Origin of the sequence: Pseudomonas sp. (assembly GCF_049653025.1) — a bacterium.
Lineage (GTDB): Bacteria > Pseudomonadota > Gammaproteobacteria > Pseudomonadales > Pseudomonadaceae > Aquipseudomonas.
The window spans coordinates 36,039-58,585 of sequence record NZ_JBASFM010000003.1 but is presented as its reverse complement, the minus strand read 5'-3'; the positions used below and the strand labels follow the sequence as shown (position 1 = coordinate 58,585).

Below are 22,547 nucleotides of genomic sequence, written 5' to 3'. Positions count from 1 at the left end.
ACGCGCGGTGGCGCTTGCTCTGGGCTAGAGCAAGGGCTGGGCCAGGAGTGCGAGAGTGGCGAGTTAGAGCGCTCGCGGCGTGGGTGTGTGAGGGTTGCGGCTGAGTGGTTGTGTCAGCGTCGATACAGCCTGGGGTGACACTCTGTACCAGACTTGGTACGCCGCGATGACTCGCGGGTCAGGCCATCTTGCAATGGCTTTCGGGCTGGTGGATGCTGCTGCGCTAAGACGCGCTGGCAGCGTCACGTGCGACTCCAGAATGGAGAACAATAACAATGCACAATCACGCAAGCCGCCACGCTCAGCAGGTGCTGACTGTGGCCCAAGGTCGCAATCCGCTCGCGGGGCCTGCGGCCGATCCCTCCGTGGCGCGCTCCTGGCTGCGCTGCCTGGAGCAGCACCACCTCGACCCGGCGCAGGCCATGGCCCCGGCGGTGCTCGAGCATGCGCATATGCTCGAGCGCTGCGAGCAACTGCAACAGGTGCTGGAGATCTCCAGCAACGAGATGAACAGCCTGCACCGCCAGCTGGCCGGCAGCGGCCACGCGGTGCTGCTGACCGATGCGCGCGGGGTGATCCTCAACTGCGTCACCGAGCAGGCGGAGAAGCGCACCTTCGAGCAGGCCGGCCTGTGGCTCGGTGCCGATTGGAGCGAAGCCTGCGAAGGCACCAATGGCATCGGCACCTGCCTGGTCGAGCGTCAGCCGCTGACCATCCACCAGAATGAGCATTTCCGCAGCCGGCATACCGGACTGACCTGCTCGGCCAGTCCGGTGTTCGACCCGCATGGCGAACTGCTGGCGGTGCTGGATGTGTCCTCGGCGCGGCATGACGTATCGCGGCAGAGCCAGTTCCACACCATGGCGCTGGTCAACCTGTCGGCCAAGGCCATCGAAGGCTGCCATTTCCTGCGCAGCTACGAAGGCGAGTGGCTGCTGCGCTTCCACGCCCAGGCCGAATATATCGGCCAGTTCAGTGAGGGCCTGCTGGCGTTCGACGGCGATGGCCGGGTCAGTGCGGTGAATCAGAGCGCGATCAACCTGCTCGGCCTGGCGCGCCGGCAACTGCTCGGGCGCACCCTGATCGAGCTGTTCGACTGCCGCCTGGATGACCTGCTCGGTCGCGCCTCGGCGCAACCCAGCGCGAGTTGGCCGCTGTACACCCAGCGTGGCCAGCTGCTGTTCGCCATGCTGCGCGGCCAACCCCGGCGCAACGCCCAGGCGCTGGGCCCGGCAGCGCTAGCAACCCCAGGGTTATGCCTGGCCGATCCGGCGTTGCAGGACAATTTTCGCCGTGCCCTGCGGGTGTACGAGCGCGATGTGCCGCTGCTGATCGGCGGTGAAACCGGCACCGGCAAGGAAGCGTTTGCCAAGGCCCTGCATCAGGTCAGCTCCCGCGGCGGCAAGCCGTTTGTGGCGCTGAACTGCGCGGCGATTCCCGAGAGCCTGATCGAGAGCGAATTGTTCGGCTATCGCGGCGGCAGCTTTACTGGCGCACGCAAGGAAGGCATGCGCGGCAAGCTGCAGCAGGCCGACGGCGGCACGCTGTTTCTCGATGAAATCGGCGATATGCCGCTGGCGTTGCAGACCCGCTTGCTGCGGGTGCTTGAAGAACGCCGGGTCGAACCAATTGGTGGTGAATCGCAGGCCATCGATGTGCGGGTGATCAGCGCCAGCCACCGTGATCTCACTCAGCGGGTGGCCAGCGGCGAGTTTCGCCAGGACCTGTTCTATCGCCTCAATGGCCTGGTGATCGACCTGCCGCCATTGCGTGAGCGCAGCGACAAGCTGACGCTGCTGGATTTCCTTCTGGCCGAGGAAGCGCGCGGCCAGGCCTTGCGTCTCGACGAGCAAGCGCGCGAAACGTTGCTGGCTTATCCCTGGCCGGGCAATGTGCGTCAACTGCGCAATGTGCTGCGCACCCTCTGCGCGCTGTGCGAACACGGCGTGATCAGCCACGCCGAACTGCCCGCTGAAATTCGCCATGCACGCCCCGCACTTGCCCTGTTGCCCAGCGCCAAGCCCGACCAGCTGGGCGACGCCGAACGCCAGGCGTTGCTCGCGGTCCTAGAGGCACAGCACTGGCAGATGAGTCGCAGCGCCGAACAGCTGGGCATCAGCCGCAACACCCTGTACCGCAAGCTGCGCAAACATGGGATCAAGTTGCGCTCAGCGGTTTGAATGGCCTGTTGAACCCTGCCTCGCAGCGCGCCGCCAGGCCTCTGCGGGGCGGCGGCGCTGTGCTAATCTGCGGCCAGTTTTTATCCCGCCTTATTCACCGGCTCTGACGACGCCTTCAAGGTAAATCATGCATATCCATATTCTCGGCATCTGCGGCACTTTTATGGGCTCGCTGGCCGTGCTGGCCAAGGAACTTGGCCACCGCGTGACCGGCTCCGACGCCAACGTTTACCCGCCCATGAGCACCCAACTTGAGGCTCAGGGCATCGAACTGACCCAGGGTTATGACGCCGCCCAGCTCGACCCCGCGCCGGATCTGGTGGTGGTCGGCAATGCCCTGTCGCGCGGTAACCCGGCGGTGGAGTATGTGCTGAACAAGGGGCTGCCCTACGTCAGCGGCCCACAGTGGTTGGCCGACCATGTGCTGCAGGGCCGTTGGGTGATGGCGGTGGCCGGCACCCACGGCAAAACCAGCAGTTCGAGCATGCTGGCCTGGGTGCTGGAACATGCCGGCATGAGTCCGGGTTTTTTGATTGGCGGCGTGCCGCAGAACTTCGGTATCTCCGCGCGCCTCGGTGGCACGCCGTTTTTTGTGGTGGAGGCCGATGAATATGACAGCGCCTTCTTCGACAAGCGCAGCAAGTTCGTCCACTACCGCCCGCGCACCGCCATCCTGAATAACCTGGAGTTCGATCACGCGGACATCTTCCCGGATCTAGCGGCCATTGAACGGCAATTCCACCATCTGGTACGCACCATTCCGGGTGACGGCCTGATCATTCATCCAACCACTGAACCGGCGCTCAAGCGGGTAATTCAGATGGGCTGCTGGACCCCGGTGCAAACCACCGGTGAGGGCGGTCAGTGGCAGGCGCGTCTGCTCAGTGCTGACGGCTCGCGCTTCGAAGTCAGTTTCGAGGGCAAGGTTGCCGGCACCGTGGATTGGCAGTTGACCGGTCAGCACAACGTCGCCAACGCCCTGGCGGTGCTGGCGGCGGCGCGCCATGTTGGCGTGGTGCCAGAGTTGGGCATCGCCGCGCTGTGCGGCTTTATCAACGCCAAGCGGCGTATGGAGAAGGTTGCCGAAGTGAATGGCGTGACCATCTTCGACGACTTCGCCCACCACCCGACGGCTATTGCCACCACCCTGGATGGGCTGCGCAAACGTATCGGCGACGCCAAATTGATCGCCATCGTCGAGCCGCGCTCCAACTCGATGAAGCTCGGCGCGCATCGCGATGGTCTGCCGGAATCCGTAGTGCAGGCCGATTCGGTGTACTGGTACGCGCCGCCGAACCTCGGTTGGGACCTGGCCGGCACCGTGGCCAGCTCGACCGTGCCGACCCAGGTCTGCGATTCCCTGGAAGCGATCATCGCCGGGGTCAAGGCCGAGGCTGCGCCGGGCACCCAGGTGGTGGTGATGAGCAATGGCGGCTTTGGCGGCCTGCACGGCAAGCTGGCTGCGGCCCTGGAGGGGTAAATGTCCGGTCCTGAACGTATTACTTTGGCCATGACGGGAGCATCGGGCGCGCAATACGGCCTGCGCCTGCTCGATTGCCTGGTGCAGGAAAACCGCGAGGTGCACTTTCTGATCTCCAAGGCGGCGCAGCTGGTGATGGCCACCGAGACCGACGTCACCCTGCCGGCCAAACCCCAGGCGATGCAGGCGTTCTTGAGCGAGTACACCGGTGCCGCGCCGGGGCAGATTCGCGTGTATGGCAAGGAAGACTGGATGGCCCCGGCGGCCTCCGGCTCCGGCGCGCCCACCGCCATGGTGGTGGTGCCGTGCTCCACCGGTACGCTGTCGGCGATTGCCACCGGGGCCTGCAACAACCTGATCGAACGCGCCGCCGATGTGGCGCTGAAAGAGCGTCGCCAGTTAATTCTGGTGCCGCGCGAGGCTCCGTTTTCCAGCATTCACCTGGAGAACATGCTCAAGCTGTCGAACCTGGGCGCGATCATTCTGCCGGCCGCGCCGGGCTTCTATCACCAGCCGCAGACCATCGATGACCTGATCGACTTCGTGGTGGCGCGCATCCTCAACTGCCTGAATATTCCCCAGGACATGCTGCCGCGCTGGGGTGAGCATCATCAAGTCAGCGCCGATGACTGAGCCAGCGCGGCGGGTGAGCCGGCACCTGGCCTGCCTGATGCTGATGCTGCTGTGCAGTGGCTGCGCCACCGTGCGCACCCTGGATGCCGCCAAGCTCAATGCGCCGGTGGTCTACGCCGGCACGCGCCTGGACCTGTATGCACTCAACGGTGGCTGCTGCGCCAGCGAGCGTTTCGGGGCCGAGGCACCGGCCTATCCGGCGGTCGATCTGCCGGCCAGTGCCTTGCTCGACACCTTGCTGTTGCCACTGTCACTGGCCACCGCCATGGGCGTGCAGTTTGGCGTCAGCGGCGGCCTTTAGAACCTGTTTACGATCTGCTGCGCGTCGGCGATCCGGCGTTAGAAATGGCCTCGGGCTGCTCATTTACAGCCAGTAAACTCCGCGCCCTCGGCCATTTCTGCCTTGTCTCGCTCTAGCTCGCGAGATCGTAAACAGGTTCTAAACGTCAGGGCTAAGTGTGGCGCTGGCCAACCAGCTTGCGGTCTCAGGCCAGTCCAGCAGCGCCTGCGCCGGGCCGGGCTTAGCGAATAGATAACCCTGGAAGCGTCGGCAGCCCATGCGCTGCAAGGCATCGTACTGCTCCTGGGTTTCCACTCCTTCGGCGGTCACCGCCAGGTTGAGGTTGGCCCCTAGGGCCAGGATGGTGCGCACGATGGCGGCGTCGCTGGGCTGCACCAGCAGGTCGCGGACGAACGACTGGTCGATCTTCAGCTGGTCCAGCGGCAGGCGCTTGAGGTAGTTGAGCGAGGAGTAGCCTGCGCCGAAGTCATCCAGCGCCAGGTGAATACCATGCGCCTTGAGCTGGCTCATCTTGCTGATCAGGGTTTCCACATCCTCCACCAGCTGGCTCTCGGTCAGCTCCAGTTCCAGGCGTTGCGGGTTGGCCCCGTTTTCCTTCAGGGCGGCGAGTACATCGTCGACAAAGTCCGGGTGGTGGAACTGCCGGGCGCTGACGTTGACCGCCAGGGTCAGCTGGCTCAGTTGCGGGTGCGTGGCCCAGGCCACCAGTTGCTGGCAGGTGCTGTGCAGAATCCAGCGGCCCAGCGGCAGGATCAGTCCGGTGCTTTCCGCCAGCGGGATAAATTCCCCCGGCGACACCAGGCCGCGGCTCGGGTGCTGCCAGCGCACCAGGGCCTCGACGCCGACCAATTGGCCCAGGGCATTCACCTGCGGCTGGTAGTGCAGAATAAACTGCCGCTCGCCGAGGCTCTGGCGCAGGTCGCTTTCCAGGCTGGCGCGGGCGCTGACGTCGGCCTGCATCTTCGGGTCGAAAAAACGCAGCGCGTTGCGCCCGGCGGCCTTGGCCTGGTACATGGCCAGGTCCGCGCGCTTGAGCACTTCATCGACGCTGCTGTGTTCGTTGGGGAACAGTGCGACGCCGATGCTGGCGGTGCTGATATGGCTGCGCCCGTGCAGGTTGTAGGGCGCGGCGAGCGCGGTGACCATCTTGTTGCCGACGCTTTCGACCTGCTGAGCGGCCTGCATGGGTTTCAGGCTCAGCCCCTCGAGCATCAGCACGAACTCATCGCCGCCCAGGCGGGCCAGGGTGTCCTGGGCGCGCACATGGCTGCTCAGGCGCTCGGCGACCTGCTGCAGCAACTGGTCGCCCATGTCGTGGCCGAGGGTGTCGTTGAGGTCCTTGAAGTTGTCCAGGTCGATAAACAGCAGCGCGCCCTGTTGCAGGCCACGTGCATGCTTGGCCAGGGCCTGTTGCAGGCGGTCGAGGAGCAGGCGGCGATTGGGCAGGCCGGTCAGTGGGTCGTAGAAGGCCAGCTGGTTGATCTTTTCCAGGTTCTTCTTGTGTTCGGTAATGTCGGTGGAAATGCCGCACAGCGCGTAGATCTTGCCGTTGCCATCGCGCAGCGGCAGCTTGACCGAGAGAAAGGCCAGCTCGGTGCGGCCATCCAGGCTGCGGTTGATTTCCTCGGTTTGCACGCGCTCGCCGAGTTTCAACACGCGGCGGTCGTTGTCGTGCAGGTTGGTCGCGGTATCGATGTCGAAAAAGTATTCGTCGGTCTTGCCGATGACCTGTTTCAGGGGCTGGCCGAATAACTCGCAGACCTTGCGGTTGGCGTACTGATAACGCAGCTGCGCGTCCTTGATGTAGATGTAGGCCTCGACGCTGTCGAGGATGGTATTCAGGCGTTGTTCGCTGGCTTGCAGGTGGCGGGTCTTCTCGCGGACCTGGCGGCGCAGCAGCACGGCACCGCCAAGGGCGGCGATCAGCAATAACGCCAGGGTCGCCAGGCCCCACCAGACGGCGGTCGGCACCAGCAGGCGGGGGCGCTCGCCGCCCCAGCGCTGGAGGATCTGGTAGTACACCGAGTTGGGCGAGTCCTGCCAGTTCAGCAGGTGCTTGTCGATGCTGGCGAGCAGGTCGGCGTTGTCACCCTTGCGGGTGGCGTAGAACAGTTGCGCCGGCTGGAACATGATCGAACTGCTTTGCAGCTGGTAGCTCGGCGCATGGAAGTCGCCAAAGCGCTGGTTGGCCACCACTGCATCAGCCTGGCCGGCCGCGACCTGTTCGAAGCCCTGCGGCAGGCTTTGCACGCCGATCAGCTGGGCTTTCAGGCCAAAACTGTGCAGCAGCCCCTGCAGGTATTCCTCTTGCACCGAGCCTTGCAGCACGGCAATGCGCAAGCCTTGCAGGTCGAGGACCGATTGGAGTTGCAGGTTTTCCGCGCTGTACAGCTGCGACCAGCTGAACAGCGAGGGCACTCGGTGGAAATCGAGGGCCTGGGCGCGGGCCTCGTTGAAGGCGACGTCGGGCATCAGGTCCACTTCGCCGAGCTGGGTCAGCTCCAGGCAGCGTAGCCACTCGCAGGGCACGGGTTGCAGCTGCCAATCTTCCCGGCGAGCGATTTCGTTGAGCAGTTCGCCGAGGATGCCGGAGAGCTTGCCATCCTGGCTGAGCAGCAGCTTGGGTTCGTTGGCGTATACCCCGACACTGATCTGGCGCGGCTGCGCCCAGGCGGCGTTAGCTAGCAACGTGAGGGCGCTAAGCGCGAGGAGCAGGCGGGCGAGCAGGGGAAATGACAGGCGCTTCATGCGTGGGCCAACGTCCATTCGACAGTCCGTGGCCTAACGATAGTCAGAATATGGCCCCGGTGCTGACGGATGCTGGCTATTGGCTAGTCGAGGCGGTTACTCAGCCCAACCCTGGTAGATATAGGTCATGGGGCGCGGCCCCTTGAGGTAGCGATTGCTCAGTTCGCCGATGTGAAAGCCGCCGGCCGCGATCAATGCGCGGATATCGCGGTTGAGATGGCAGCCGCCGGCCAGTGGCTTCCACAGCGGTGTCAGGCGGTTTTGCCAGCGCAGCACGGGCAGTTCGGGGGCCATGCCGTGTTCGCAGAACAACAGGCGGCCACCGGGTTTGAGCGCGCGGCGCATTTCTTTCAGCGCCGCTACGGCATCGGGAATGGTGCACAGGGTAAAGGTGCAGACGATCGAGTCGAAGCTGGCGTCGGCCGCTTTGATCTGCCCCAGTTCGAGGGCAATCATCTCGACTGGTGTACTGATTTGCGCCGCGCGCTGCTTGGCCAGCTTCTGCATGGCGGCGCTGGGGTCGACGCCGATGATCACGCTGACCTTGCTGGCGTCATAGAACGCCAGATTGAGGCCGCTGCCGATGCCGATCTCCAGCACCCGGCCATGGGCCTGGGGCACCAGTTGCGAGCGCGCTTTCATCACCTCGCCCATGCCACAGGCGAAGTCGATCAGGTGCGGTAGCAGGTAGCGGTCATACAGGCCCATGCACTTGCCCTCATCCGCCGTGCTATTCGGCGTCGTTACTGGCGTCGTCCGGCTGGTCGGCATTGTCACCGCTGACGGCGGCAAAGCACTTGATCAGGTGGGGGGTGGCAGCGCCACTGATGCTCCAGGCGTCGGCTTCGCCGTCGAAACGCGCGGCGACGACCTGCGCCAGGCTGAATTGCCATTTGCGCAGGGCGCGGCCATCCATGCATTCGATGCTCAGTAGCGGGGTGTCAGTGGTGCCTGGGTTGCTGTCGGCCTGGTGCCGAGCCAGCTGCTCGGCGTCCAGGCTGAATTGCCAGGCGTGCAGGCCGTCGATTTCCAGCATGTCGGCATGGCTCAGGGCGCTGATCAGGTCGTGCGGAGTGGTGCTCATAAGTCGATGGCTTCTTTTATTCGCGGCTGTTAGCGGCCAAGACGGCGCAGTTGGTCTGATTCGATCACGCGGGTGCCGCCGTCTTCTTCCAGCGCCAGGCGCCAGAGCGCACGGGCCAACACGGTGGCTTCGATGCCGCGGTATTTGCCCGGCAGCCAGCGCATAAACGGTGCGGCCAGACGTTCGCCGAGGCGAAATTCCTGACGTGCGCCGAGCAGCAGCGAAGGGCGGACGATGGTCAGCTGCGGCCAGTCCTGCGCGCGCAGGGCCTGTTCCATTTCGCCTTTGACCTGGTTGTAGAACACCGTGGAGCGAGCGTCCGCGCCGAGGGCGCTGATCACCAGCAGGTGACGTGCGCCGAGTGCGCGGGCACGTTCGGCAAAGGCAATCACCAGGTCATGATCGACAGCGCGGAAGGCCTCCTGCGAACCGGCCTGTTTGATTGTGCTGCCCAGGCAGCAGAAGGCGGTGTCGACCTTGCCGGCCAATTGCGGCAACAGTGCCAGCAGCTCGCCCTGGGGATTTTCCAGATGCGCGTGCGCAGCCAGCGGGCGGCGGCTGGGAGCCAGCACGCGGGCCACCGTGGGTTCGTTCAGCAGACGGTCCAGCAGATGCTCGCCGGTCAAGCCGGTAGCACCTGCGAGAAGGATATGCTGGGGCGTCAAATACATAGCTTGGGGTTCTCCGCTGATATCTCTCAGCTTAACAGGCTGTTGGGCATGCGCATGGCTGTTATGGGTTGACCGCAGATTGCGCCTCAAGTGCATTGTTCAAGGCGCGCTCGGCCTGCTGCTCGCGCAGGCTGCGCCATTGCGCGAGCACTGCTTTGGCGGGCCATATTTGCGGCTCTGATGGCTCGAAACCGTCGGTTTTCTCGCGTTCGGCCACGCTGCTTTGCGCCAGCGTGAAGGCGCGCTGCAGGTCGTCGGTCTGTTGCAGCGCTTCGGCAAACAGCGCGCGGCCAAAGTAGGTGAAGTCGTTTTCCTCCGAGCAGCCGAAGGACACTCGGTCGGCGCGCGCGGCGGTGATTACCAGGGTCTTGTCATTCTGCAGCTTGGGGATAAAACCACCGGAGTAGCAGGCGGAAATCACCAGCACCTTGTGCCGCTCCTTCAGCGGTTCGAGCAGCGCGGCCAGTTCGCTGGCCGGCAGGTCGTTGAGCTGCAGGCGCGGCTGGTCGAGGTTCAGCTCATGGCTGGCCGAGCCGTGGCTGGTCAGGTAGATAAAAATCAGGTCTTCCTTGCCGCTGCGCTCGGCCAGCGCCTGCACCGCACGGCTGAGGTTGGTGCGGGTGGCGGCGGGGCGGTCGGCCAGGTGGTCGCGGTGGTTGATCAGGGTGATGCGGCCGTGGGCGGCGAAACGTTCATCCAGCAGTTTGCCGACGTAATCGGCTTCGCGCATAAACACGCTCTGCTTGCCATCACCGGCCAGGGTCAGGGCGTACAGCTCGATCGCGGGTGTCGAGGCAGGCAACTTGGCGATGGCCGCATCGAGCAGTCGGCCCTGCTCCAGTAGGCCGATTTCAAGGCTGTCGGGCAGCGCCTTGCCGTGCTCGTCGCGCACCCGGCGGCCGTTCTGCCAGATGCCGTGTTGGCTGCTGCCATCGGCCAGGGTCAGGTTGCCAGCACCGTCGTACTGGCCGTAGGCGAAGTTACCCTGGTAGAGGCTGCCATCGACCAGGCTCAAGCGGCCTTCGCCGTGGTAGCTCCAGTCGCTGAACTGGCCACGGTAATGGGTGCCGTCGGCGGACTTGAATTCGCCTTTGCCGGTCAGCGCACCCTCGACGAAGCGGCCGCTCCAGACTTCGCCGTCGGCGCTCTGGTAGCGGCCCTTGCCGTGAAATTGCTGGTTGCGGAACTCGCCGCTGTAGAGGTCGCCACTTTGGCTTTTGTAACTGCCCTGGCCGTCCAGCTGGCCTTGCTCGAAGGCACCAGAGAACTCATTGCCTTCGGCGTCGATCAGCACGCCCTGGCCGTGGGGTTTGCCCTTCTTGAACTGGCCCTGAAAGCTCGCGCCGTTGCCCCACTGCAACTTGCCCAGGCCGTTGTAGAGGCTTTTGCTGAATTCGCCGCGGTATTCCATATCGCCGCGTTTGAGGTGGCCTTCGCCATTGGGCGTACCGTTGGCAAAGTTGCCCTGGTAGCGGCTGCCGTCGCTGTATACGAGGCTGCCCTGGCCGTGGAAGTTGCCGCCTTGGAACTCGCCCTCGTAGTGCTCGTTATGTTCACTGAACCATTTGCCCTGGCCGCCGAACTGGCCGTCCTTGAACTGCCCTTCGTAGTAACTGTCGTCGCTGTAGTCGATACGGCCCTGACCTTGCAGCAGGCCATTGATCACTTCTCCGCGGTAGCGGCCGCCATCGGGCAATACGGCATCGGGTGGCAGCAGGGGTTCGCCGTCACCGCAGGCGGCAAGCAGCAGGGCGAGGCTCAGCGGAGCCAGATGGGCAAGGCGGCGCATGACGATGATCCAGGCTGGAAGGGTGTGGCCGAGTATGCCTCAAACCGGCGGCTGCGCCGTGATGCAGAACGCTTGCGGGCATAAAAAAGGCGCGCCCCTGGTGGATGCGCGCCTGTGTGCTGCGGCTGGCTTCAGACGAAGCAGAGCGTCAGCGGTTCGGCGATATAGGCCGGTTTTTCCGAGCCTTCGATTTCCAGCACGGCCTTGGCCTTGAGCAGCCATTGGCCGGGGTTCTTCTCGTGGGCATCGGTGAGGGTGACCACCAGGCGTACCTTGGAGTTGACCTTGACCGGCTGGATAAAACGCACGCTGTCCAGGCCGTAGTTGACGGCCATCTTCAGGCCCTGGGGCATGAGCATGATGCCTTCCATCAGCTTGGGTACCAGCGACAGCGAGAGGAAGCCGTGGGCGATGGTGGTGCCGAATGGGGTGAGCTTGGCTTTGACTGGGTCGACGTGGATGAACTGGTGGTCGCCGGTGCATTCGGCGAACTGGTTGATGCGATCCTGGTCGATGGTCAGCCACTCGGAGCGACCGAGTTCTTTACCGATATAGCTGGGCAATTCGGCGGCGGGTACTGAAGTCATGGTTTCTCCTTGAAGACGCAAGTGTTGTTTTTTTTGGGGCGTAAATCCTTCTGCCCTAAGATCATCATGGGTTTGGCGCAGGGTCAAGTGCCTCGTAGGTGCGCGGCAAACTTCCCGTGAAAATCGCGCAACCGCTGTAAACCGGTCGTTGTAGGGCTGCATCTGCTTATAATGCGTGGCACTGCGCCTGGGATCATACGATTCGGAGATTACCCATCATGCTGTTACGCGGCCTTTCCTGGCTGGTGCTGTGCCAGTTGCTCGGCACGGCGCTCAACGTCTTGTTGGTACCGATGCTGCCGGGGCCGATTATTGGCATGTTGCTGTTGTTCGGCTTTCTGCTGCTGCGTGGCGAAGTCGGCGAGTCGCTGCACCTGGCCTCCAGCAGCCTGCTGAAATACCTGCCATTGCTGCTGATACCGCCGGCGGTGGGGGTGATGGTCTATGCCGAAGCGATTGCCGCGGATTTCTGGGCGGTGGCGGGGGCCTTGCTGCTGTCGCTGTTGGTGTCGATCCTGTTCGCCGGCTGGCTGATGCAGAAGCTGATCGAACGCCAGCAGCGCCGGGAGGACGCATGAGCCTGGAATGGCACGCCGCCTGGCAGGCGCTGATCCACCATCCGTTGTTTGGCGTGGGCATCACCCTGGGTGCCTATCAGCTGGCTATTGCCGCCTACGAGAAAACCCGCTGGGTGTTCCTGCAGCCCGTGTTGGTCTCGATGCTTGCGGTGATCGGCATCCTGCTGGCCTGCGGCCTGAGCTTTGCCGACTATCAGGCCAGCGCCGCGGCCCTGACCCTGTTCCTCGGGCCGACCACGGTGGCGCTGGCGGTGCCGTTATTTCTCAATCTGCGGCGGATTCGCCAGCTGTTCTGGCCCACTCTGATCACCCTGCTGCTGGCCGGCGTATTTGCCACCGCGCTGGGCGTAAGTCTGGCCTGGGCCTTCGGTGCCGAGCAGATCATGCTGATGAGCATGGCACCGAAATCGGTGACCTCGCCGATTGCCATGCTGGTGGCCAACCAGATTGGCGGGATTGCCGCGCTGGCGGCGGTGTTCGTGATGATCACCGGGATCATCGGCGCGATAGTCGGGCCGTCCCTGCTCAAACGCTGCGGCGTGCGCCACCCGGCTGCGCTGGGCATGGCCCTGGGCCTGACTGCGCATGCGGTGGGTACCGCGCGGGCCTTGCAGGAGAGTGAGGAGTGTGGGGCCTTCGCCGCCCTGGCGATGAGCCTGATGGGCATGTTCACCGCCGTGCTGCTGCCGCTGGCGATTCTGTTGCTGATCTGAGGTGATGCCTATGACCCTGCCGTTATTCCCACTCAATACCGTGCTGTTTCCCGGTTGCATGCTCGACCTGCAGATTTTCGAGGCGCGCTATCTGGACATGATCAGCCGCTGCATGAGGCAAGGCACGGGCTTTGGCGTGGTCGGCATTCTCGAGGGTGCCGAGGTCGGCGCGGCTGCCGGGCAATTCGCGGCGATCGGCTGTGAGGCGCTGATTCGGGATTTTCAGCCGCTAGCCAATGGCCTGCTGGGGATTCGCGTGGAAGGCGGGCGGCGCTTCAAGGTGCAGCGCGCCCAGGTGCTGCCTGACCAGCTGACCCTGGCGGAAGTCGAGTGGCTGGATGAGCCGCTGGAGCAGCCGCTGCTGGACGAGCATGCCGATCTGGCGGCGCTGCTTAGTGCCCTGAGCGTGCACCCGCTGGTCGCGGCGCTAGGCATGCAGAACGAGCCGGATGGGCAAAATGCGCTGGCTAATCAGCTGGCGTACCTGCTGCCGCTGGCGCTCGAGCAGAAGTTGCAACTGCTGGGCATGGCGCAGGTACAGCCGCGCCTGGACTTGCTGCATGAACTGCTTGAGCAGCTGCAAGGCCAGGCGGGCGGCAGTCAGTAGCGGTAGCGCAGCAGGTCGGCGGACCACTGCCAGGTGGCGATGCCGCCCAGCAGCGCGAGGATCACCGGCAGCAGCAACCACCAGATCTTGGCCGGCAGCGCCAGCAGCGGTGTACGCCACTGCACCAGGGCCAGGCTCAGCGCGCAGATGCTGGTCGCCAGTACGGCCCCGGCGATGATGTCGCTGGGCCAATGCACCCCCAGGTACACCCGTGAAATGGCGATCACTGCCGCCGGCAGGCAGGCCAGCAGCAGCCAGGTCAGGCGCATGCGCGCCGGTTGACCGCGTCCGGCGAGAATCCCTAGCGCCAGGAAGAATGCGAACGCCGCCGAGCTATGGCCACTGGGGAAGCTGAAGCTGCCCAGCGGTTCCAGCAGGACTTCCGGGCGGGTGCGGGCAAACAGGCTTTTCAGCAGGTCGTTGGCCAGCGCGGTGCCGAGCAAGGTAGCGCCGGCAAACGCCGCGGCGCGCCACTGCCGCGTCACCAGCAGCACCAGGGTCAGCAAGACGCCCGCGGCCACTTGGGTTTGCAGGTCGCCCAGGCGGGTAACCAGTACCATCAGGTTGTCGAGCGCGGGGCTGCGCTGTTCCTGGATGATCGCCAGCAAACCCTGGTCGAGCTGAGTCAGTTGCGGCCAGCCATAGAACAGGCCGATCAGCAATGCCAGGCTTGAGCCGGCGGTGAGCAGGCTGGCGTGGCGCTGCCCGCGCAGGCTGCCCTGGGCGCTGATTACCAGCACCAGGGCCAAACCCGCGGCCACTGCACCGGCCTGCGGCCAGAAGCCTGGCGGCAACGGCAGGCGCAGCGCCGCGCCAGTGGCCCAGCCGGGCAGCATATAGGCGACGGACCAGCCGGCGGCGGCCAGCATGCTGACGACGATAAAACGCCCGAGCGGCATGTTCAGCATGCCCGCAACCATCGGCAGCATCGGCCGTAGTGGGCCGATATAACGGCCGACCAGCAGGCTGGCGACGCCATAACGCTGGAAGTAGATTTCGGCCGCGCTCAGCCACTGCGGGTGACTGCGCAGGAGCGGCAGGCGGCGAATGTCCTGATGGAAATAGCGCCCGATGGAGTAGGACAGCGCGTCGCCCAGCAAGCCGCCGAAGTAGGCCAGCGCCAGGGTTTCCCATAGCGACAGGACGCCGTTACCGGCCAGTACGGCGACGGCGAACAGCACAATAGTGCCCGGCACGATGATGCCGGCAATCGCCAGGCATTCGACGCAGGCAATCAGGAATATCGCCAGGCCCAGCCACTCAGGGTTGGCTCCAAGCCACAGGGTCAAGCTGTCGAGCCACTGGCTCATCGGTAGTTATCCTTAGGGGTGAGTAGATGGAAGTGCTGGCCGGCGATTTGCCCGCGGCGCAGTGGGTTGCGTGTGCAGTGGCGGGCAAAGGCGGCATCGACAAAGCGGTAGTGCAGCTGTTCATCGCGGCCGGCAGGGATGCCCAGGCGCGCGCATTGCACTACGACGGCAGGGCGTTCGGCAACATCCTCGACAAACAGGCGCTGATTATCGAAGCGTTGCGCGTCCCAATCCGGCACTTTCAGGCCGAGGGCCTTGCACAGCAGGGTTTGCCCGGCGCACAGGCTTTGCGGCGAGCGCGGCCGGCCCTGGGCGTCCGGATTGTTGGTTTGCATCTGCGCCAGGCTGGCGGCGTCCGAGTGCTGGTCCTGCCAGGGGTAGGCGGATTTGATCAGCACCGCATTGCCTGGGCCGTGAGCGCTGAAGTTCAGCGAGTCGCCACCGCGGGCGTAGTACATATAGATGTGCCCGCCGTCCATAAACAGCGCGCGGCGTTTGTGGGTGTAGCCGAGCGAGGCGTGGCTGCCTTTTTCCGCCAGGTAATAGGCTTCGGTCTCGATGATGCGCGCACTCAGCCAGCGTTCGCCCTGCTTATGGCGAATCACCTTGCCCAGCAGCTCGCGGGCCAGCAGGCGTGCGTCGCGGTCGAAGAAACTCGCCGGCAGGGCGCGGGCGTCGGGCCAGGGCAAACTAAGGGTGGGTTCGTTGGGCATGCGCTGTCGTTGTGGCTGGGCTGGGCATAGGCTGGGGCGATGATAACAATAAGAGTCTGAACCATGTCTGAACGTGCCCGCGTCAGCAGCGCCCACATCAGTCCCAGTGCCCACTACACCGGCTATGTCTGGTACCGCCATCAGTTGGCCGAGCCAGCGTTCGTTACTGCGTTCGGGCGCTTTGTGCATGGACTGCTGACGCCGATCACCTGGGGCGCGCGAGTGGGTTTCGGCCTGGATATCGAGCAGTTCCTGTTGCAGCGGCACCTGCAGATCGATGCCCAGCTGACGGCGGCCATCGAGCAGGGCGGGGTGCGCCAGGTGGTGGAAATCGCCTGCGGGCTGTCGCCCCGTGGCAGGCGCTTTACCGAGCGTTATCCCGAGCTGCGCTATGTCGAGGCCGATCTGCCGGTGATGGCGGCGCGCAAGCGCTTGCTGCTCAACAGCGAGGGTTGGCTGGGTAACCAGCATCAGGTGCGCGCGGTGGATATTCTCGCCGAGGACGGGCCGAAGAGTCTGGCGGCGCTGTTCGCCGAGCTGGACCACAGCCAGCCGGTGGTGGTGATTACCGAGGGGTTGGTGAATTACTTCGAACTGGCGCTGATCGAGTCATTCTGGACGCGCCTGGCCGATCAGTTGCGCGAGTTCCCCCAAGCCACCTACCTGACCGAACTGTACCCGGACCTGCGCGAGCACCCACGCTATCGCCAGTTGCGCTGGGGCGTCGGCCTGATCGGGCGGCTGACCCGTGGCAACTACCCGCTGCACTACCGCAACGACCAGGCGATTGTGCAGGGTTTCAAGAATTGCGGCTTCAGTCAGGTCGAGGTGTTTGACCCCAGTCGCGCGAGCCAGACGCTTGGCCTGGCACCGTCGCGCAGTGCCGGTCTGGTGCGGGTGATTGAAGCCCGCGTTTAAGCGCAGGCCGCTGTCGGGAGTGGCTGTTGCTGGAACTGGGTCGCCAGGGCCTGGCTGGCCAGTTGATCGCTGTGCGGGAAGACGAAGGCCAGGCCGTTTTGATCCTGGCGCAGCGGTAGAAGAGGTTGGGCGGGCAGGTCCTTGCATAGCAATTGCCAGCCGCGCACGCCGCGCATAGCCGGCAGATCGGCTTGCAACAGCCCGCCGAAGAAACCCAGTTCGCTGATCTCCACGGCCCATTCGCCGCCCTCGACATGCTGCAGGCGCGCCTGGCGCTGGCTGGGCGGCAGGCGTGGCTCGTGGCGTTTTTCCAATTGCAGCAGTTGTTGGCTGGTCAGCAGGCTGCTGCCTGGGCTGCGGTTTGGCAGAGCTTCGCCGCGCAGAAATGGGCTGTACAGGCTGGCGCAGGCATCGCGTTGTTCGAATTGCGCGAGGTGATCGGCGTTGTGGATCAGCGCGCAACTGGCCTGGGCGCAGGCAGCGGCAAAGTGCGCGTGCTCCCAGGGTTGGGTGAAGTGGTCATATTCGCCGGCCAGCACCAGGGTCGGGCAGCTGGGGTGCGCGTGAAAGCCCTGGAAATCCAGCAGGCGCTGGCTGTTCTGCCGATAGCGCTCGATATCGGCGGGCGACAGGCGTTGGATCTGTCGCAGCAGCGCCTTGCGAAATACCGGGGCCACGCCGGTCTGCTCCAGGCGCAAGGGGTTAAGCAGGCCAGTCAACGCGCCGTGGGCAAAGGCGTCGCAGCGACCTTCGGCCAGTAGCGCCAAGCCTTCCTGCAACAGCAGGCGTGCGCCGGGGCGGCCAAAGGCGGTGATCCCAGCCAGCAGTACGCGGGCGCAGCGCGCTGGATGGCGGGCGGCAAACAATGCCGCCAGGGCCGAGCCGTAGGACAGGCCGATGGGCATCAGCGGCGGCAGGTCGAGCTCGTTGGCGAAGGCGGCGATCAGGTCGGCCAGCTGCTCCAGGCTCAGGTCGGGCACCAGTTGCAGGTTGCCACCCTGGCTCGGCAGATCGAGCAGAATCACCGGATGCTCGCCAAGCAGCTCGCTGACCTCGGCGGCAAACGAGCGAAAGCTCTGGAACGCGCCGCCCAGCAGTAGCACGGGCGGGCGCGGGTCGTGGCTGCGGCAGGCGTAGGCCTGGTAGTGCAGGCGCAGGTCGCCGAGGTGCAGCACCTGCGGGGGGTCGTTGAGTTGTGCGGCGCAGTAGTCGGTACGGTAATGCATGCTGATCCCACCCCGGCGGTCGGCCGCCTGTCTTGCTTTTAATGGCAAGGTAAACATTCGGGTGGCTTTTGTTTACCTAACCTTCGGGCGGCTGATGGCCTGTGGTGTCACTGTTTCTCGCTGCCGCCGGTAAGGCGGCGTTTGCCGGCGTTACCGCAGGCTGCGGCGAACGCCGTGTTTACCGTCCGCCGCGCAGCGCTGGGCGTGGAGCGGCGCGCCCGTTATACTCAGCGACTTTTTTCAACCGCCAGACCTGCCAAGACCATGACTGAGTCCGTGCTCGACTATATGACCCGCCTGGGACAGGCCGCCCGCAGCGCTTCGCGCGTGCTGGCGCGTGCCAGTACTGCGCAGAAGAATCGTGCCCTGCATGCTGCAGCCTCCGCGCTGGATGCCGCGCGCAGCGATTTGACTGCCGCCAACGAGCTGGACCTGGCCGCCGCGCGCGCCAATGGCCTGGAGCCGGCCATGGTTGACCGTCTGGCGCTGACGCCGGCGGTGATCGACTCGATGATCGAAGGTCTGCGTCAGGTTGCCACGCTGCCGGATCCGATCGGCGAGATCCAGGGCATGCGCTACCTGCCGTCGGGTATCCAGGTCGGCAAGATGCGCGTACCGCTGGGCGTGATCGGCATCATCTACGAGTCGCGTCCTAACGTGACCATCGACGCCGCCAGCCTGTGCCTGAAGTCCGGTAACGCCACCATCCTGCGCGGTGGTTCCGAGGCCATTCATTCCAATCAGGCGATTGCCCGTTGCATTCAGCACGGTCTGGCCGAAGCCGGTTTGCCCGCCAGCGCCGTGCAGGTGGTGGAAACCACGGATCGCGCCGCCGTCGGTGCGCTGATCACCATGCCCGAGTTTGTTGACGTGATCGTGCCGCGCGGTGGCAAGGGTCTGATCGAGCGCATCAGCCGTGACGCCAAGGTGCCGGTGATCAAACACTTGGACGGCGTCTGCCACGTCTATATCGACGTCGCCGCCGACCTCGACAAGGCCGTCCGCGTCGCCGACAACGCCAAGACTCATCGTTATTCGCCGTGCAACGCCATGGAAACCCTGCTGGTGCACGCCGCCATCGCCGAGCGCGTATTGCCGCCGCTGGCCGCCATCTACCGCGACAAGGGCGTCGAGCTGCGTGGCGATGCCGCGACCCGCGCACTGCTGGGCAGTGATGTGCTGGAAGCGAGCGAGGAAGACTGGTTCGCCGAATACAACGCGCCGATCCTGGCGATTCGCATCGTCGACTCGCTGGATGCGGCCATCGAGCACATCAACCATTACGGCTCCAAACACACCGACGCGATCATCACCGAGAACTTCACTGATGCGCGGCGCTTCCTCACCGAAGTGGATTCCGCTTCGGTGATGGTCAATGCCTCGACCCGTTTCGCCGATGGCTTCGAGTACGGCCTGGGCGCGGAGATCGGCATTTCCACCGACAAGCTGCACGCCCGTGGTCCGGTCGGCTTGGATGGGCTGACTAGCGAGAAGTACGTGGTGTTTGGCGACGGGCACATTCGTACCTGATGGGGCGCACCTGATGGCCCGGCGCATTGGCTTGCTCGGTGGCACCTTTGACCCGGTGCATATCGGCCATTTGCGCAGCGCCGTGGAAGTGGCGGAAAGCTTGGTGCTGGATGAGCTGCGTCTGATTCCCAGCGCGCGGCCGCCACACCGCAAGACGCCGCAGGTCAGCGCGGCGGATCGCTTGGCCATGGTCACGCTGGCGGTTAGCGATGCTGCTGTCCTGCAGGTGGATGATCGCGAGCTCAAGCGCGATAAACCGTCCTACAGTATCGATACCCTGGAATCGCTGCGTGGCGAGCTGGCGGCGGATGATCAGCTGTTTCTGCTGCTGGGCTGGGATGCCTTCTGCGGCCTGCCCAGCTGGCAGCGCTGGGACGAATTGCTGCAGCACTGCCACATCCTGGTGCTGCAACGACCGGACGCCGACAGTGAAGCGCCGGAGGCGCTGCGTGATCTGTTGGCGGCGCGCAGTGTGAGTGACCCTTCGGCCCTGAGTGGGCCGAGCGGGCAAATTGCTTTTATCTGGCAAACACCCCTGGCGGTGTCTGCCACCCAGATCCGTTCGCTACTGGCGAACGGAAAGTCGGCACGCTTTTTGGTGCCTGACGCGGTACTGGCCTATATCCATGCCCACGGACTGTACCGTGGCGCGAATTGAACACGAGGCAAATGAGTTACTTATGACTAAGGCAAAAATGCAGAGCGAAGATTTGGTCAAACTGGCCATCACAGCCCTGGAAGAAATCAAGGCGCAGGACATCACCACCATTGATGTGCGCGGCAAGACCAGCATCACCGATTTCATGCTGATCGCCAGCGGCACCTCCAGCCGTCACGTCAAGTCGCTGGTCGACAACGTGCTGGAGAAGGTCAAGGAGCAGGGCGTGCGCCCGATCGGTACTGAAGGCATGGATACCGGCGAGTGGGCGTTGCTCGACCTCGGCGACATCGTGGTTCACGTGATGCTGCCGACGGCTCGCCAGTTCTACGACCTTGAGCGTCTGTGGCAGGGTGCCGAGCAGAGTCGTGCGCAGTTTAGCGCCGAGCCGAGCCCAGAGCAGGAATAAGGACACGCAGCGGTGCGGATCAAACTGATCGCCGTCGGCTCGCGGATGCCGCGATGGGTGGAAGAGGGCTGGCAGGAATACGCCAAGCGCATGCCCAGCGAGCTGTCCCTGGAACTGGTGGAAATTCCGCTGACCACCCGCGGCAAGAATGCCGATGTGGCGCGGATGATCCGTCAGGAAGGCGAGGCCATGCTGGCCAAGGTCGCGCCGGGGGAACGCATCGTTACCTTGGAAGTCGAAGGGCGACCCTGGAGCACCGAGCAGCTGGCGGTCGAGCTCGACAAATGGCGCCTGGATGCACGCACCGTCAACCTGATGGTCGGCGGCCCGGAAGGGCTGGCGCCCGAGGTGCAGGCGCGCAGTGAGCAGCGCTGGTCGTTGTCGCCGCTGACCTTGCCGCACCCCTTGGTGCGGATTCTGATCGGCGAACAGATGTATCGTGCCTGGACCGTGTTGTCCGGTCATCCTTATCACAAGTAATCAGCCAGTAATCAGCAGCCACCGATGCCGCAACCCATTCGCCTCAAAGACCACGAGAAAGACGGCCGCCTGATTCGCAAGCGGGCGTTCGTCGGTGCTGTGGTGGTTTTGCTGCTGACCTCGGTGCTGGTGGCGCGCCTGTACTACCTGCAGGTGGTGCAGTTCGAACATCACACCACCCTGGCTGAGAACAACCGCATCCATGTGCAGCCGCTGCCGCCCACGCGCGGGCTGATCTTCGACCGCAACGGCGTGATCATCGCTGACAACCGGCCGAGCTTCAGCCTGACCCTGACCCGCGAGCGCGCCGGCGAGTGGCCGCAGGTGCTGGACTCGATCGTCGAGGTGCTGGAGCTGACGCCTGCGGACCGTGCGCTGTTCGAGCGCCGCGTGCGTCAGGGGCGCCGGCCGTTCGAGCCGGTGCCGGTGCTGTTTGAGTTGTCCGAGGAGCAGATCGCGCGGATTGCGATCAACCAGTTCCGCCTGCCAGGCGTCGAGGTGGTGGCCCAGTTGGTGCGTTACTACCCGCATGGTGAGCACTTCGCGCACTCGGTCGGCTATGTCGGGCGGATCAACGAGAAGGAACTGAAAGAACTCGACCCGGTGGCCTACAGCGGCACCCACCATATCGGCAAGACCGGGATCGAGCGCTTCTACGAGAACGAGCTGCACGGCGAAGTGGGGTACGAGGAAGTCGAGACCAACGCCCGCGGCCGCGTGTTGCGGGTGCTTAAACGCACTGACCCGCTGCCCGGCAAGGACATCGTCCTGAGCCTCGATGTACGCCTGCAGCAGGCCGCGGAAAAAGCCCTGGCCGGGCGTCGCGGGGCCATCGTGGCGATTCAGCCGCAGACTGGCGAAGTACTGGCGATGGTCAGCCAGCCGAGCTTCGACCCCAATCCCTTCGTCACCGGGATCGGCTTCCAGGCCTATGCCGATTTGCGCGACTCGATCGACCGTCCGCTGTACAACCGCGTGCTGCGCGGCCTGTACCCGCCGGGCTCGACGATCAAGCCGATGGTGGCCGTGTCCGGGCTGGATGCCGGGGTGGTAACGCCGCAGACCCGGGTATTCGACCCCGGTTTCTACCAGCTGCCTAACCACAGCCACAAATACCGCAACTGGAACCGCACGGGCGACGGCTCGGTGGATATGGATTACGCGATCATGCGCTCCAACGACACCTACTTTTACTCGCTGGCGCACAAGATGGGCATCGACCGCATGCATGACTACATGACCCGTTTCGGGCTGGGTCAGCGCGTGTCGCTGGACATGTTCGAAGAAACCGCCGGGCTGATGCCGTCGCGGGACTGGAAGCGCGCGCGTTACCGCCAGGCCTGGTACCCGGGCGAGACGCTGATTCTCGGTATCGGTCAGGGCTATATGCAGACCACGCCGTTGCAACTGGCCCAGGCGGTGACGCTGATGGCCACACGCGGCAAGTGGATTCGCCCGCACCTGGCCAAGACCATCCAGGGCCAGGCCCCGGTGGACCCCAACCCGATGCCGGATATCGTGCTGCGCGATCCGTCGTTCTGGGACGCCGGTGTCAAGGGCATGGTGTCGGTCATGCACGGTCCGCGCGGCACCGCGCGCAAGGTGGGCGATGCCGCGCTGTACCGGATTGCCGGCAAGAGCGGCACCGCGCAGGTGGTAGCGATCAAGCAGGGCGAGAAATACGACCGCAGCAAGGTCGCCGAGCGTCACCGTGACCACGCGCTGTTCGTTGCGTTTGCCCCAGCGGACAACCCACAGATCGCCGTTTCGGTGATGGTCGAGAACGGCGAGTCCGGCTCCGGGGTCGCCGCACCGGTGGTCAAGCAGGTGATCGACGCCTGGCTGCTCGATGAGAACGGTCAGTTGAAAGCCGAGTTTGCTCCGCCTGTGGCGGCTGAGGTCGCCGCGCCATGAACAGTAACTTCGATCGCA

General features: G+C 64.5%; 22 protein-coding genes. 13 read left to right on the top strand and 9 right to left on the bottom strand.

Annotation, left to right across the window (positions count from 1 at the left end; all coding sequences use genetic code 11):
- Positions 1 to 275: 275 nt before the first annotated feature.
- The 4 genes from WBK23_RS00870 to WBK23_RS00855 all read left to right on the top strand — a co-directional run bounded on the left by WBK23_RS00870 (position 276) and on the right by WBK23_RS00855 (position 4,594).
- Positions 276 to 2,180: a sigma-54-dependent Fis family transcriptional regulator gene (locus tag WBK23_RS00870; RefSeq protein ID WP_424482124.1), complete on the top strand. Its 1,905-nt coding sequence runs from the start codon at positions 276 to 278 to the stop codon at positions 2,178 to 2,180.
- A gap of 127 nt (positions 2,181 to 2,307) precedes the next feature.
- Positions 2,308 to 3,660, top strand: coding sequence for a UDP-N-acetylmuramate:L-alanyl-gamma-D-glutamyl-meso-diaminopimelate ligase (mpl, locus tag WBK23_RS00865; RefSeq protein ID WP_424482123.1), 1,353 nt, complete (start codon positions 2,308 to 2,310; stop codon positions 3,658 to 3,660).
- A complete protein-coding gene (gene ubiX, locus WBK23_RS00860; protein WP_424482122.1) occupies positions 3,661 to 4,293 on the top strand; it encodes a flavin prenyltransferase UbiX in 633 nt (210 codons plus the stop codon).
- Positions 4,286 to 4,594, top strand: coding sequence for a YceK/YidQ family lipoprotein (locus WBK23_RS00855; protein ID WP_424482121.1), 309 nt, complete (start codon positions 4,286 to 4,288; stop codon positions 4,592 to 4,594). Before ubiX ends, WBK23_RS00855 begins: the two co-directional genes overlap by 8 nt.
- Positions 4,595 to 4,732: 138 nt before the next feature.
- Here the strand turns inward: WBK23_RS00855 and WBK23_RS00850 are convergent, their stop codons facing one another.
- The 6 genes from WBK23_RS00850 to WBK23_RS00825 all read right to left on the bottom strand — a co-directional run bounded on the left by WBK23_RS00850 (position 4,733) and on the right by WBK23_RS00825 (position 11,473).
- Positions 4,733 to 7,360 carry an EAL domain-containing protein gene (locus WBK23_RS00850; RefSeq protein ID WP_424482120.1) on the bottom strand — a complete coding sequence of 876 codons (2,628 nt, stop codon included), beginning with the start codon at positions 7,358 to 7,360 and terminating at the stop codon, positions 4,733 to 4,735.
- A 78-nt stretch (positions 7,361 to 7,438) separates the two neighbouring features.
- A complete protein-coding gene (locus WBK23_RS00845) occupies positions 7,439 to 8,050 on the bottom strand; it encodes a class I SAM-dependent methyltransferase (RefSeq protein WP_424482119.1) in 612 nt (203 codons plus the stop codon).
- A gap of 22 nt (positions 8,051 to 8,072) precedes the next feature.
- Positions 8,073 to 8,426, bottom strand: a complete 354-nt coding sequence (locus WBK23_RS00840) for a DUF5629 family protein (RefSeq protein WP_424482118.1) — start codon at positions 8,424 to 8,426, stop codon at positions 8,073 to 8,075.
- Positions 8,427 to 8,455: 29 nt separating this feature from the next.
- On the bottom strand, positions 8,456 to 9,097 hold the full coding sequence (locus WBK23_RS00835) for an oxidoreductase (RefSeq protein WP_424482117.1): 642 nt from the start codon (positions 9,095 to 9,097) through the stop codon (positions 8,456 to 8,458).
- Between the two features lie 61 nt (positions 9,098 to 9,158).
- Positions 9,159 to 10,886 carry a C13 family peptidase gene (locus tag WBK23_RS00830; RefSeq protein ID WP_424482116.1) on the bottom strand — a complete coding sequence of 576 codons (1,728 nt, stop codon included), beginning with the start codon at positions 10,884 to 10,886 and terminating at the stop codon, positions 9,159 to 9,161.
- 131 nt (positions 10,887 to 11,017) lie between these two features.
- Positions 11,018 to 11,473 (bottom strand): MaoC family dehydratase, encoded by a 456-nt coding sequence (locus WBK23_RS00825; RefSeq protein WP_424482115.1) that lies wholly within the window; start codon positions 11,471 to 11,473, stop codon positions 11,018 to 11,020.
- A gap of 218 nt (positions 11,474 to 11,691) precedes the next feature.
- On the opposite strand from WBK23_RS00825, the gene WBK23_RS00820 reads away from it, so the two are divergent.
- The 3 genes from WBK23_RS00820 to WBK23_RS00810 are packed head-to-tail and all read left to right on the top strand — an operon-like array spanning position 11,692 to position 13,371.
- Positions 11,692 to 12,051: a CidA/LrgA family protein gene (locus WBK23_RS00820; protein WP_424482114.1), complete on the top strand. Its 360-nt coding sequence runs from the start codon at positions 11,692 to 11,694 to the stop codon at positions 12,049 to 12,051.
- Between the two features lie 2 nt (positions 12,052 to 12,053).
- Entirely contained in the window at positions 12,054 to 12,764 is a 711-nt protein-coding gene (locus tag WBK23_RS00815) for an LrgB family protein (RefSeq protein ID WP_424482193.1), read from the top strand.
- A 10-nt stretch (positions 12,765 to 12,774) separates the two neighbouring features.
- Complete coding sequence (locus tag WBK23_RS00810; RefSeq protein WP_424482113.1) at positions 12,775 to 13,371, top strand: LON peptidase substrate-binding domain-containing protein; 597 nt, start codon at positions 12,775 to 12,777, stop codon at positions 13,369 to 13,371.
- Here WBK23_RS00810 and WBK23_RS00805 read toward each other — a convergent pair.
- Together WBK23_RS00805 and WBK23_RS00800 are read right to left on the bottom strand one after the other, a co-directional pair.
- Positions 13,365 to 14,681, bottom strand: coding sequence for a bifunctional DedA family/phosphatase PAP2 family protein (locus WBK23_RS00805; RefSeq protein ID WP_424482112.1), 1,317 nt, complete (start codon positions 14,679 to 14,681; stop codon positions 13,365 to 13,367). The genes WBK23_RS00810 and WBK23_RS00805 overlap by 7 nt on opposite strands.
- Positions 14,678 to 15,394: a DNA-3-methyladenine glycosylase gene (locus WBK23_RS00800; protein WP_424482111.1), complete on the bottom strand. Its 717-nt coding sequence runs from the start codon at positions 15,392 to 15,394 to the stop codon at positions 14,678 to 14,680. Before WBK23_RS00800 ends, WBK23_RS00805 begins: the two co-directional genes overlap by 4 nt.
- Before the next feature lie 63 nt (positions 15,395 to 15,457).
- Between WBK23_RS00800 and WBK23_RS00795 the strand changes: the two genes are divergently transcribed.
- A complete protein-coding gene (locus WBK23_RS00795; RefSeq protein ID WP_424482110.1) occupies positions 15,458 to 16,312 on the top strand; it encodes a class I SAM-dependent methyltransferase in 855 nt (284 codons plus the stop codon).
- Here WBK23_RS00795 and WBK23_RS00790 read toward each other — a convergent pair.
- Positions 16,309 to 17,538: an alpha/beta fold hydrolase gene (locus WBK23_RS00790; protein ID WP_424482109.1), complete on the bottom strand. Its 1,230-nt coding sequence runs from the start codon at positions 17,536 to 17,538 to the stop codon at positions 16,309 to 16,311. The two genes, WBK23_RS00795 and WBK23_RS00790, sit on opposite strands and share 4 nt — an antisense overlap.
- Before the next feature lie 264 nt (positions 17,539 to 17,802).
- Here WBK23_RS00790 and WBK23_RS00785 point away from each other — a divergent pair, with 264 nt between their 5' ends.
- Genes WBK23_RS00785 through mrdA form a run of 5 tightly spaced genes read left to right on the top strand, consistent with a single transcriptional unit; the run spans position 17,803 to position 22,529 of the window.
- Positions 17,803 to 19,068: a glutamate-5-semialdehyde dehydrogenase gene (locus tag WBK23_RS00785; RefSeq protein WP_424482108.1), complete on the top strand. Its 1,266-nt coding sequence runs from the start codon at positions 17,803 to 17,805 to the stop codon at positions 19,066 to 19,068.
- A gap of 13 nt (positions 19,069 to 19,081) precedes the next feature.
- Positions 19,082 to 19,726, top strand: coding sequence for a nicotinate-nucleotide adenylyltransferase (gene nadD / locus WBK23_RS00780; RefSeq protein ID WP_424482107.1), 645 nt, complete (start codon positions 19,082 to 19,084; stop codon positions 19,724 to 19,726).
- Positions 19,727 to 19,763: 37 nt separating this feature from the next.
- Positions 19,764 to 20,135 carry a ribosome silencing factor gene (rsfS, locus tag WBK23_RS00775; protein ID WP_424482192.1) on the top strand — a complete coding sequence of 124 codons (372 nt, stop codon included), beginning with the start codon at positions 19,764 to 19,766 and terminating at the stop codon, positions 20,133 to 20,135.
- Positions 20,136 to 20,147: 12 nt separating this feature from the next.
- Positions 20,148 to 20,615, top strand: a complete 468-nt coding sequence (gene rlmH / locus WBK23_RS00770; protein WP_160016131.1) for a 23S rRNA (pseudouridine(1915)-N(3))-methyltransferase RlmH — start codon at positions 20,148 to 20,150, stop codon at positions 20,613 to 20,615.
- A 24-nt stretch (positions 20,616 to 20,639) separates the two neighbouring features.
- Complete coding sequence (gene mrdA, locus WBK23_RS00765) at positions 20,640 to 22,529, top strand: penicillin-binding protein 2 (protein ID WP_424482106.1); 1,890 nt, start codon at positions 20,640 to 20,642, stop codon at positions 22,527 to 22,529.
- Positions 22,530 to 22,547 lie beyond the last annotated feature (18 nt).